This is a genomic window from Pedobacter sp. PLR, assembly GCF_026239675.1.
Classification (GTDB): domain Bacteria; phylum Bacteroidota; class Bacteroidia; order Sphingobacteriales; family Sphingobacteriaceae; genus Pedobacter.
Genome location: NZ_JAPIVQ010000010.1, coordinates 161,890 through 174,818, shown reverse-complemented (window position 1 = coordinate 174,818; position 12,929 = coordinate 161,890). Strand labels below are relative to the sequence as shown.

Annotated in this window: 6 protein-coding genes; 2 read left to right on the top strand and 4 right to left on the bottom strand. The window is 44.9% G+C overall.

What is annotated here, in order from left to right:
* Nucleotides 1–50 precede the first annotated feature (50 nt).
* Both OQX61_RS22200 and OQX61_RS22195 read left to right on the top strand, forming a co-directional pair.
* Nucleotides 51–1,691: a TldD/PmbA family protein gene (locus OQX61_RS22200; protein ID WP_265844018.1), complete on the top strand. Its 1,641-nt coding sequence runs from the start codon at nucleotides 51–53 to the stop codon at nucleotides 1,689–1,691.
* A gap of 5 nt (nucleotides 1,692–1,696) precedes the next feature.
* Complete coding sequence (locus OQX61_RS22195; RefSeq protein WP_265844017.1) at nucleotides 1,697–3,034, top strand: TldD/PmbA family protein; 1,338 nt, start codon at nucleotides 1,697–1,699, stop codon at nucleotides 3,032–3,034.
* A 207-nt stretch (nucleotides 3,035–3,241) separates the two neighbouring features.
* On the opposite strand, the gene OQX61_RS22190 is transcribed toward OQX61_RS22195, so the two are convergent.
* From OQX61_RS22190 to OQX61_RS22175, 4 genes are all read right to left on the bottom strand, one after another.
* Nucleotides 3,242–4,747, bottom strand: a complete 1,506-nt coding sequence (locus tag OQX61_RS22190) for a RagB/SusD family nutrient uptake outer membrane protein (RefSeq protein ID WP_265844016.1) — start codon at nucleotides 4,745–4,747, stop codon at nucleotides 3,242–3,244.
* Nucleotides 4,748–4,763: 16 nt separating this feature from the next.
* Entirely contained in the window at nucleotides 4,764–7,856 is a 3,093-nt protein-coding gene (locus OQX61_RS22185; RefSeq protein ID WP_265844015.1) for a TonB-dependent receptor, read from the bottom strand.
* A gap of 509 nt (nucleotides 7,857–8,365) precedes the next feature.
* Nucleotides 8,366–9,757 (bottom strand): efflux transporter outer membrane subunit, encoded by a 1,392-nt coding sequence (locus OQX61_RS22180; RefSeq protein WP_265844014.1) that lies wholly within the window; start codon nucleotides 9,755–9,757, stop codon nucleotides 8,366–8,368.
* A gap of 10 nt (nucleotides 9,758–9,767) precedes the next feature.
* A complete protein-coding gene (locus OQX61_RS22175; RefSeq protein WP_265844013.1) occupies nucleotides 9,768–12,926 on the bottom strand; it encodes an efflux RND transporter permease subunit in 3,159 nt (1,052 codons plus the stop codon).
* Nucleotides 12,927–12,929 lie beyond the last annotated feature (3 nt).

The window sequence follows — 12,929 nt, the reverse complement described above, 5'->3', positions numbered from 1 at the left end:
GGGGCTAACCGTCTGATACTTACTATTTAATTAACCTAAACCACCTTACTTTGAAACGTAGAAATTTTATTCATTTAACAGGAATCGGAGCGGCCGCGGCAATGCTTCCGGCAATTCCGGTGTGGGGAAATGAGATCTCCCCTGAAAGGGCACTCGAATACATCGATCCGGCTGCAAAAAAGCTGCTTTCTGACGTGGCACTCAATGCGGCACGTGCTAAAGGAGCCAGCTATACAGATGTTCGTGTAGGTCGTTACCTGAACCAGTTTGTGGTAACCAGAGAGGATAAAGTGCAGAACATCGTCAATACAGAGTCCTATGGGGTCGGTATTCGAGTGATTGCCAATGGCTGCTGGGGATTTGCGGCAACAGATCAGGTGGACAAGGATAGCATCGCGAAAGCAGCAGAACTGGCCGTGGCAATCGCAAAAGAGAATGCAAGGTTACAGACTGAACCGGTACAACTTGCCCCTCAAAAGGGCTATGGTGAGGTGAGCTGGAAATCTCCGATAGAGAAAAATGCTTTCGAAGTGCCGATCAAAGAAAAGGTGGATTTGTTGTTGTCAGTGAATGATGCCGCCATGAAAGGTGGTGCAGATTATATCAATTCTATTCTGTTTATGGTGAACGAGCAAAAGTATTTTGCTTCCTCCGACGGCTCTTATATTGACCAGGATATTCACCGCATCTGGCCAACGTTTTTCATCACGAAGATCAATAAAGAAAGCGGGAAGTTTGAAACGAGAAATGCTTTAAGTGCACCTACAGGTAAAGGTTATGAATATCTGGATGCCAGACCTGAAGATAAAATAAAAACTGCTTCCGGAACGCTGTACAAAGGTAGGTATGATATGCTGGAAGATGCAACACAGGCGGCAACGCAGGTGGGCGAAAAGCTGAAAGCGAAGTCGGTAGAGCCAGGTAAATACGACCTGGTATTAGACCCTTCACACCTCTGGTTAACCATCCATGAGTCTTGTGGACACCCTACAGAACTGGATCGCGTATTGGGCTATGAAGCGAATTTTGCGGGCACAAGTTTCCTGACTTTAGACAAATGGGAAAGTAAAAATTTCAAATATGGCAGTAAGGAAGTCAACATTACGGCGGATAAAACAGAACCAGGTTCTTTAGGGGCCGTAGGCTATGACGATGAAGGTGTGAAATGCGGTCAATGGGATGTGATTAAAGACGGGGTTTTGGTGAATTATCAGGCCATCAGGGATCAGGCGCACATTGTGGGGCTGGATCATTCTCAGGGTTGTTGCTATGCCGACAACTGGAGCAGTGTGCAGTTTCAGCGCATGGCCAATATTTCCCTGCAACCGGGTAAAAAGCCTTTGTCTATTGCCGACCAGATTAAAAATGTAGAAAAGGGCATTTATATTGTTGGTGATGGTTCGTTTTCTATTGATCAGCAGCGCTATAACTTCCAGTTTGGCGGACAATTGTATTATGAAATTAAGGGCGGTAAGATTGTCGGGATGTTGAAAGATGTGGCCTATCAGGCCAATACGCAGGAGTTCTGGAATTCCTGTTCGGCAATCTGCGATCAAAGTGATTACCGGTTAGGAGGTTCCTTCTTTGATGGTAAGGGGCAGCCTATGCAAAGCAGTGCAGTATCTCATGGATCTGCTACGGCGCGTTTTAATGGAGTTAATGTGATCAATACAGCTAGAAAAATCGGATAGAAATCATGGCAATACTAACTAAAGAACAAGCTAAAGCGCTTTTAACGAAAGTGCTGAGCTACTCAAAAGCAGATGAATGTGAAGTAAATCTTGGTGGATCAGATTCTGGAAATATCCGGTATGCGAGAAGTTCTGTCTCTACCAGCGGAGGGTCCAGTACTCAAAGTCTGGTGGTGAGCTCCGCTTTTGGAAAGAAATCAGGGGTGGCTACCATCAATGAGTTTGACGATGCTTCCCTGGAAAAAGTAGTGCGCAGGGCAGAGGAGCTGGCCCGGCTGGCTCCGGAAAATCCGGAGTTTATGTCCTTTCTGGGACCTCAGGAATATGGTCCGGATTCGCCAACTTTCTCGGAAGTAACCGCGGCTGTAGGGCCGAAAGAAAGAGCGGATGCCGTAGCGGCAAGTCTGGAGCAGGCAAAGAAAAATAAGCTGAATGCAGCGGGTTTCCTTTCTAATCAGTCAGGTTTCTCCGCAATGATGAACAGTAAGGGCTTGTTTGCCTATAATAAAGGCACTGACGTGGCTTTCAACATCACCATCCGCACAGAAGACGGGAAAGGATCTGGTTATGCGACCAGAGGTTATAATGATTTTAGTAAGCTGGATGCCCGGACGGATACCGCAGTGGCAGCAAAGAAAGCCATGGCTTCTGTGACAGCGAAGGCCATCGAGCCAGGTAAGTATACGGTGATCCTGGAGCCTACGGCGGTGGCCGTGATGCTGGAAAACCTGTTTTTCGACCTGGACGCCCGTAGGGCTGATGAGGGCAGGAGCTCGATGAGCAAGCCTGGTGGAAAGACTAAAGTAGGTGAGCAATTGCTGGATGAACGTGTCAATGTTTTTTCAGATCCATGGAATAAAGAGCTGCCGGGAGCCACCTGGTCGGGTGATGGAAGACCGCAGCAGAAAGTCAACTGGATAGAAAAAGGGGTGGTTAAAAACCTGTATTCGTCCAGATATTGGGCAGAAAAGACCGGGATTAAAGCGCTTCCTTCACCGGATGGGCTCATCATGTTGGGTGGCGATAAATCGCTGGAAGAGCTGATTAAAGGAACGGAAAAGGGGATTTTGGTCACGAGGTTATGGTATATCCGTTCTGTAGATCCGCAAACATTACTGCTGACAGGACTTACCAGAGATGGTACTTTTTATATTGAGAACGGAGAGATCAAGTTTCCGGTAAAGAACTTCAGGTTCAATGAGAGCCCGATTATTATGCTCAACAATCTGGATGAAATGGGTAAAACGGAAAGAACAGTCAGTGCAGAATCAAATTCAAACTACTTACTTCCTCCCTTGAAGATCAGGGATTTTACCTTTACGTCTTTATCAGACGCGGTTTAATCAAGCAAGCAAGCAAGCAAGCAAGCAAGCAAGCAAGCAAGCAAGCAAGCAAGCAAGCAAGCAAGCAAGCAAGCAAGCAATGCTTGCTCTTGTTTCAATGTAGCAGGTAGCTTTTATTAGAATAAGCTGTAAATACAAACAAAGGGCTGTCCGAATTGATCGGAGCAGCCCTTTTTCATAGGTAGGGGTATTGTAGGGTATTATCTTTTATTTCCCCAGGTTGCCATTGTTGGATAATTCCGTTAATGGTAGTGGAATTAAATAATAAGGGCTGTTGGGTACGAAATCAGTGCTGTTCGGGAACCTTAAAGTGGTATGCTGTTTGGCAAATACTTCTTTAGGCGTACCATCAGGCGTAATCACCGTCACTTTTAAAGGTTGTCCATCTGGTCCTAATGCAGGTTTTCTGATCACAGATGCCTGTGTTCTCAGGATATCTGATAAGGCAAAACCTTCTCCCCAAAGTTCTTTTCTTCTTTCGGTCAGGATGCTGGCTATCACTTCTTCTTTTGATTTTGAACCCAAATCAAATGGCGTAGCTTTTCTGGCAGTAAGCAGTTCATTTAAGGTTTCTGATGCTTTAGGCAGGTTTCCTGCTCTTGCATAACCTTCTGCTGCGATTAATGTCATTTCTGCAGAACGCATCATCACAATATCTGCGGTTACATCCGGACGGAACTTAAACTTCTGGTACCTTAAATAACCTTCTCTGCCTGGTAATCCATCCCATAAAAACAGTTTTGTTCTGATGTCGGTGGCGTCAAATAGCTTTTTGAAATTCGGATCAGCCATGAAGCTGTAATAGTAGGAAGAAGGGCTGCTGACATCCAGGAAATGGAAGGAATAACTGGCCGTACTTTGATCTGCCTGCTGTCCTTGTCCCCAGATCCATTCACTGTTCTTTAACTCATTAAAGCCATTCGCATACTCATCGGCAGCCATATAAGTATAGTTCTTCTTTGCCGCTAAAGCGTGCTCTGCTGCCAGATCCCATTTTCCCATATTCAGGTAGGTTCTCGCTAAAAGACCATGAACCACATCAATGTTGATCTTGTATTTAGTGGTATTCGGGCGGTTATAGTCCGGCAATAAAGCCGCAGCCTCTGTTAAATCGGCTACAATGACCTGATAGATCTGCTCCAACGTGGCTTTTGGATTCGCTACCGAACCTGGAACAGTTGGCGTAGTGTACAAAGGAACCGCTTTTGCCTGTGGATTCAACTGATAATTGAACTGGTAGTAAGTAACCAGGTTTAAATAACTGTTGGCCCTTAAGGCTAGTGCCTGACCTTTAATCCTTGCTTTTTTATCTGCTGCACCTGCTGAGGCATCAATCTTGGTGATGATGTTATTGCTGTTGTCGATCACCTTGTAAAGCAGTGACCAGATCGCGCCTAAGCGGGTCTGATTATTGGCGATGGTAAAGTTGTAAGAATCTTTGTATCCATATTTATTTTGGATGATCGCTACATCATTCCCCATAGCATCACTGTTCCTTAAAATGGTAGAATATCCGGGATTGGCATAGGTGAAAAAAGTATCGTGCATATAAGCCCATGTCCCGTTCAGGACCGTCTCGATATTGTCAACATTCGCATACACCAGGGTTTCATCTACGGATGCCGTAGGACTGGTGGTTAGCTCTTTCTTGCAACCCAGAAATGGGAGCAATAGGGCTGTAACCGCGATATAGGTGATATTTTTGATGTTCATTGTCGTAGAATTAAAATTAGAAAGTAAGGTTTAAACCAGCAGATAGGGTGCGCATTGCCGGATAACGGTAATAGGTAGTTCCTTCAATGGTTTGTTCAGGATCCATTCCTTTATGACCGTAAAACGTCAACAGGTTTTCTCCGGTTAGGGTCAGTTTAAGATTCGCTAAACCCCATCTGTTGGCCAGCGCTTTTGGCAGACTGTAGCCTAGTGTCACATTTTTCAATCTGGCATAAGTGCCACTGTACAGGAAGCGGGTAGAGGGTTGCGTCCATCCTTTATCATCTGTTGTCAGTTTAGGGACGTCTGTATTGCGGTTTTCCGGTGTCCAGTGGTTCAGAATTTCTGTAGACCAGGGGCGGCCAATCGCATTACCAGTGTGCATTAAACCTACATAATCATTGTCAAGGATTTTACCACCAATGCTATAGCTGAGTAAAGCAGAGATCTCAAATTCTTTGTAGTTGAAAGTATTGGAAATACCACCGGTCAGGTCAGGTAATGAAGTGCCCTGGTAGTATTGTGTAGCCGAACTATAATCGTTTGTGGTGATTCTGTTGCCACTTGCATCATTTTTATACCAAAGGGGATCTCCGTTGTCAGGGTTTACACCAGCCCATTCTTTAAGGAAGAAGTCGGAGATTGTCCCACCTACACGCATAATTTTGGTAGCTGTCGGGATATCCTTATTACCTGGTAATGCGGTAATGGTGTTTTTGTAATGAGTTGCATTCAGACTGATGGTCCACCTGAAATCCGTTGTACGAACCGGAATGGCATTGATTTGCAGCTCGATACCTTGATTTTTTAGGGCGCCAATGTTTTCATCTATGGAGCTAAATCCAAGGGATGGCGCTATCGGGCGACTAAACAACAGGTCTTTTGACCTTCTGTCGAAATATTCAATCGTACCATTGATGCGGTCGTTGAAGATACCAAAGTCGATACCGACATTCAGGTTTAAATTAGATTCCCATTTCAGGTCCGGTGTAGGGAGCCTTGAGGTCACCAATCCGTTTTCGCCAAGGTTACTTTTGATGCTGTACAACCCTTTGTAAGCGTAGTAAGTACCGATATTGTCATTACCCTGTGCGCCATAACTGGTTCTTAGGGTTAAGGTACTCAACCATGGTGTGTTTTTCAGGAAGGCTTCTTCTGATACTTTCCAGGAAGCACCCAGCGACCAGAAGGTACCCCATCGTTGCTCTGGTGAGAATCTTGATGTTCCGTCAGTTCTTAAAGAGGCTGATAACAGGTATTTCTTTTTGTAGTCATATTCTGCTCTTCCAAGGAAACTCAGTAAGGTATAGTCAATGGAATTTCCGCCAAAACCGGTTAACTGTGCCGCAGCATCAGGCTCATATAAATCCGGAAGCACAAAGCGCTGACGGGAGCCGGAAATTACGCTGTAATTGTATTTGTAAAGCTCCTGTCCACCTAAAACATTCAGGTGATGATCGCCGAAACTTTTATCGTAGGTCGCGATGTTGTTCCAGGTCCAGGAATAGGTTCTGCTGTTTGATTTGGAAACATCACCACCGGTTTCTTTTCCGTCGCCCAGCAATGGATTGGTATAGGAATGAGAATTATAGTTCTGGAAATCGCCGCTATAAGTGGTTTTGAACGTTAATTCCGGTAGGATAGTCGCTTCTAAGAATGTTCTGGCAGAAACATTGTCTTTCATGATCTGTGATTTATCCAGCCCAACAGTTGCAGGAAGGTTACTTTTTGGGAGGGCCGAACTTGGGCGGTAATCACCGAAATCATAGATCTTTTGATTGTTGCCATCCAGTTTAAAAGAACCATCCGGGTTGTGTTGATAGATGGGATAAAAGCCTGGAATGGCTCTTGAATATTGAATCACATTGGAAGTTTTACTGTCTTCCGAAGTTGGATAGTCTTGCAGGCTACTTGAAGCGGAGATATTCAAACCAGCTGTGAGCCATTTTTTTGCCTGTGTAGTCAGGTTTATTCTGGTATTATAGCGTTTAAATCCTGAGCCAAGGGCGATACCTTTATCGTTCAGGTAACCACCGGAGATGTAATACTGGCTTTTTTCGCTACCACCACTAAAACTCAGGTCTGCCTGTGTTCTTCTGGCTGTTTGTTCGGTGGCCTCTCCCCAGTTGTCGTTCCATAACGCCTGTGCTCCGGGTACGATTTTACCATCCAATCCAACAGGATTCGGGAAGTTGATTCCGTAAGGGTTAATCCCTAAATCACCGATCAATTGTCTGCTGGCCGCTTCGCCTGCTTGTTGATCTGTGAAAGTCGGATTAGAACTCAGTTGCTTGTTTTTTACCGCTAACCAGTAATTTTCAAAATACTGATCGGTGGTTACCTGTTCGTAATCCTTTACAGAGCGATCAGAAATTCCTTGTGAAAAGCTGGCATTAATCTGTGTTTCGCGGTTCTTTTTGCCGGATTTGGTGGTGATGATGATCACACCATTTGCACCTCTGGAACCATATAAAGCACTGGAAGCAGCGTCTTTTAACACACTGATAGATTCAACATCGCTGGGGTTGATCGAACTCAGATCTCCGGAATAAGGATTTCCATCTACTACATATAGTGGCGAGCTGGAAGCGTTAATAGAACCAATACCGCGGATACGGATGGTTGCTGAGGTTCCCGGTTGTCCGCTGGAAGCAACTGCCTGAACACCTGGTGCCAGACCTTGCAGCGCTTTAGTGATGTTGGAAACCTGTCGGTTTTGTAGTTGTTCGCCGTTAATACGGGATACTGCTCCGGTAATGTCTCTCTTTTTTGTCGTACCATAAGCCACCACAACGACTTCATCCAGATCATTGGATGCATCGGCAAGGGACACTTTTAAATTTTGTCCGGCATGTGCAGGAATTTCCTGGCTGCTAAAGCCAAGGAAAGAAAAGCTCAGGGTTTCCTGTTCTTTCGGTAACTGGATACTGAAGTTTCCGGACTGGTCGGTGGTGGTACCGACTTTCGAGCCTTTGATCAGCACGCTTACCCCGGGAAGGGGAAGTTGTGTTCCTTTTTCAATTACTTTACCGCTGACTTTATAAAGTTCCTGGGCATCTGCGAATTGAATGAACAACAAAAGGAATAAAATTGATAATCTTGTTTTCATTTGAATATTTTATTGTTGATAATAGGATTTAGCTCCGCTGATTCCCGGACCACAAGGATCAGGAAAAGGGGAATAAATTAGGTTTCGGGCAGAAATTTTGGGCAATAGTTTTCCTTCACCGGGAACCGGTGCTTAGGTCAATATTAAAATATTTCTACGGGATTAGGCCGGGCAACAACACATTCGGCGTGTTGCTGGAACATTGAAGATTAAACAGGCGAAGGACTCAGCCTGAGGAAAAATTTGAAGTAGAATTTGATACATAACCGTGTCTTTACTTGAACATATAATCGTTTCGCTTGCAAAGGTAATTAAAAACACTACTAAATCCCTAGACTTTACCTGAATTATTTCAGGCTATTGTCATAATAGCTTGATCTGAATAGCTTTAATTTTTCATCTGATAGCAAGCTGGTGTTTAAAACAGGGCGGTATGTGAAGAGGAGGTTTGTGATAGCTGGTTTGGAGAAAATGCCGTAGCAGTCCTCCAAACCAGCATTTCTACAGTATTAGTTCCAACCTCCGCCTAATGCGCGGTATAGATTTACTACTGCATGTAATTTCTGACTCTGGTCGTTGATTCCTTTCAGTTCCGCGGTCAGCAGGTTTTGCTCTGCAGCAAGTACATCCGTATAATTGGTATTGTTGCTGTTGTTTAACAGCTCTTTATTAAATTCAACAGCCAGGGTTAAAGCTTTCAGTTGTTTTGCTCGCTTTTCTTCTTTTTGTGTAGCTGCCTGATAAGCAGAAAGCGCATCTGATACTTCCTGACTTGCTTTCAGTAAGGACAGTTCAAAGCCATGCAACGCTTCTTGCTGCTTAGAAAGCGCGATGGTTAAACCCGCTTTATTTTGCCCTTTGTTAAAGATAGGCTGGGTTAATCCAGCGGCAATGTTGCCGAATAAACTGCCATTGCTAAACCAGTCTTTAAGACTGAAACTTGAAAATCCGCCCATTGCAGTGATGTTCAATCCCGGGTAGAACTGGGTTCTGGCTACATTGCTGTTTTCAAATGCTGCGCGAAACCGGTATTCTGCCTGCTGTACATCAGGACGATGCGCCAGCAATTGCGCCGGTATTCCAGGTTTCAAATCATAAGTAAGTTGTTGTTGTCTAAGGGAAGTTCTGGGAATGGGGCCGGGAGCCCTCGCCAGCAATACGGTTAATGCGTTTTCCTTTGCGCTGATTTCTTGTTCCAGGTCCGGGATTGACAGCTCCGCTTCATAGTAATTCGCCTCACTTTGTACGACGGCAACACCATTTAAGATCGAGTTTTCAAATAACAGTTTAATGGTTGCGGCATCCTGACCTCTGTTCAGGGCGGTTTTTCTGGTGAGCAATAATTGCTCATCCAGTGTCAGCAAGTCGTAGTAATGGTTGGCAATATCAGCAATCAGCTGTGTCTGTATGGCTCTTTTGGCGGCATCACTGGCCAACAGCTCTGCCATTGCTCCGCTTTTTGCACTTCCTAATTTGCCCCAGATGTCCAGCTCCCAATTGCTGCTGATGCCAAAGTCGTACTGTGTGGTATTACTGAAAAGGCCAAATCCCTGAGGATAGGATAATTTGGATTCTTTCAGCCCAACATTTCCTTTTAAATCGGGAAGGTAAGCTGCCTTACTTCTTCTAAATACAGCTTTCGACTGATTGATGCGTTCTACTGCAATTTTCAGGTCCAGATTGGCAGCCAGTCCTGCTCTGATCAGCTGTTGTAAAACGGTATCCGTAAAAAGAGAAGACCATTGCATACCGGCCATGTTTACCGTATCCGTTTGCTGTGAACTGCGATAAGCACCTTGCTTAAGTGTATTGGGTTGCTGATAAGTTTTGGTGACTTTACAGGAACTCCATACTGCTGCCACCAACAGCAACAAAAGGGTTTTATGTGGAAATAATTTCATAAGGTTTCAATTAATTGATTTCTGGAATTGGACGTGGAGGGTGATTCGGAGTCGGTACCCCTGATATTTTCTCCTGCAGGGATTGGAAAATGACAAACAATACCGGGATTACAAATACGCCAAATAAGGTTCCGATCAGCATCCCACCAACGGCGGCAGTACCAATGGATTTATTACTCAATGCACCTGCACCAGTAGCCAGCATCAATGGAATCAATCCGAAAATGAAGGCGAAGGAAGTCATCAGGATTGGGCGTAATCTTGCTTTTGCACCTAACAAGGCTGCTTGTACGATGCTTCTACCACTTAACCTGTGCATCAAGGCGAATTCTACAATCAGAATAGCGTTCTTGGCGAGCAAGCCGATTAACATGATCAGGCTGATTTGAAGGAAGATATTGTTGTCCACTCCAAACAGGTTGGCAAAAATAAAGGCACCGGCTAAACCTATTGGTAAGGAAAATAAGACCGAGAAGGGCAGGATATAACTCTTATACTGCGCACTGAGCAGGAAATAGATAAAGACCAGACATAAGGCGAAAATCATGATCGTCTGACTACCGCTGGACAGTTCTTCTCTGGTTAAGCCTGAAAATTCGTAAGTGTAACCGCGACTTAAAGTCCGGGCCGCAACTTCTTCAATGGCCTTTATGGCATCACCGGAACTGTATCCCTTATTGGGAACACCGGTCACCATGGTGGAAGTAAAGAGATTGAACCTGTTGATGAACTCCGGACCATAGGTTTTCTTTAAGGTCACAAATTCGGAAATCGGTGCCATGACTCCCTGATCCGTTTTAACAAATACCTTGTTCAGGTCGGTTTCTTTCTCTCTGAAATCCGGGTGACTTTGCATCATGACGCGGTATTGCTTGCCGAATTTGTTGAAATCGGAAGCATAAACCCCACCAAAATAACCTTGAAGCGTGTTCAATACGGTGTTTACAGATACGCCTGCATCTTTACAACGGGCCACATTGACGTTAACTTCCAATTCCGGAAAACCAATGTTGAATGGACTGGTGGCATACATAATCTCCGGACGTTGGTTGATGCCAGCCATGAACTTCCCGATAGATTTGGCAAACGCTTCATAATTGCCGCCGGTTTTATCCTGTAACTGTACTTCGAAACCATTGCTGTTTCCGAAGCCCTGTAAGGTTGGCGCAGCAAAAAATATTACTTTTGCTCCTTTGATATGCGCAGTTTTTGCGAAAAGCTGGTTTACGATGCTCCCCACATCCTGTTGCGGTCCTTTACGCTCATTCCATGGTTTTAAACGGATAAACAAGGCGCCATAAGAACCACCAAAACCATTGATCAGGTCCATTCCTGCCAGTCGGGAAGAAAGTTCTACTTCCGGAATGCTTCTGGCGATACTGTCTACCAGATTGGTGATTTCTTCGGTACGTTCTAAGGTTGCCGCAGGAGGGAGGATCACATCGCCATAAATGGCACCACCATCTTCATTGGGCACAAAACCGGTAGGTGTAGTTTTCAATAAGGAATAGAAAATCATTCCGAAAAGCGCAATACCTATCACAGAAACCCATTTTCTTCGAATCAAAAACCTTACTGCCGACATATATTTACCGGTTAAGGATTCAAATGAAGCATTAAATCCGGCATAGAACCGCGGCATAAAACCTTGTTTTGGATGGTCTTTCTCTGGGTGGTGCGGTTTTAAGAGTATCGCACAAAGCGCCGGACTTAAAGTAAGGGCGTTAACGGCAGAGATCACAATCGCCACAGCTAAGGTTAATCCGAACTGCTTGTAAAATACACCTGCGGATCCGGTGATAAAAGTAACCGGCACAAATACTGCTGACATGATCAGGGTAATCGAAACAATTGCTCCGCTGATTTCACTCATCGCATGGATGGTTGCTTTTTTCGCAGATTTAGCCCCCTGATCCAGCTTCGCATGGACGGCCTCGACCACTACAATCGCATCATCTACCACAATCCCTATCGCCAGCACCAGCGCGAAAAGTGTCAGTAAGTTAATCGTAAAACCGAAAAGCTTTAAGAAGAAAAAGGTACCAATGATGGCGACTGGTACGGCAATAGCCGGAATTAAGGTAGACCTGAAGTCCTGTAAGAAGATAAACACCACAATGAATACCAGGATAAAGGCTTCTATAATGGTATAGATCACTTTTTCAATGGAGGCATCCAGAAATTCATTGGCATTTAAAAAGGTTTGGTACTCCACACCCGGAGGAAAATCCTTCGAGGCTTCTTTCAAAATGTTTTCACAGGCAATGATCAGTTCTCTGGCATTGGAGCCGGAAGACTGGCTTATGGCACCACCGGAAGACACTTTTCCCTGGGTTACCAGACTGGTTGTATAGTCTAATGCGCCAAACTCTACGCTGGCCACATCTTTTAACCTGACCAATCCGCCTTGCTGTGCACTGCGGAGAATGATGTTTTCAAACCCGGCAGCTTCTTCCAATCTGCCGGTATATTTTAAGGCATACTGGACAGACTGTCTGCTGTTCTCTCCGATTTTACCGGGAGCTGCTTCTATGTTTTGTTCTTTTAAGGCAGCTGTAATATCATCAGGTACCAGGTGGTAACTGGCCATCGCATCCGGTTTCAACCAGATCCTCATTGAGTATTCCTGATTTCCGTAAATGACGGCTTCGCCCACACCTTCCACACGTTTCATCTGTGGCATGATGTTTATCCGCAGGTAATTGTCTAAGAATTTCTGGTCGTAAGCACCGTCTTTACTGAATAGTAAAAAGCTAAAAGCAGTACTGCTCAGTTTTTTACTGGTCGTAATTCCGGCTTTAATCACCTCATTGGGTAATAAACTGGTGGCTTTAGTGACGCGGTTTTGCACGTTTACTGCGGCCTGATCAGGGTCAGTGCCCTGCTTAAAGAAAATGGTGATGGTGGCACTTCCGTTGTTACTTGCGGTGGAAGTCATGTAAGTCATGTTTTCTACACCGTTGATTTGCTCTTCCAGGGGCACAATCACGCTTTTCATGACTACGTCGGCATTGGCACCCTGATAGGCTGCGGAAACGGCAACAGTTGGCGGAGCAATTTCCGGATATTGAGAAATAGGAAGGGAGAGCAGGCCTAAAAGACCAAGTATGACGATAATAACCGATATGACTGTAGACAGTACCGGGTTTTCTATGAATTTTCTTAACATCTC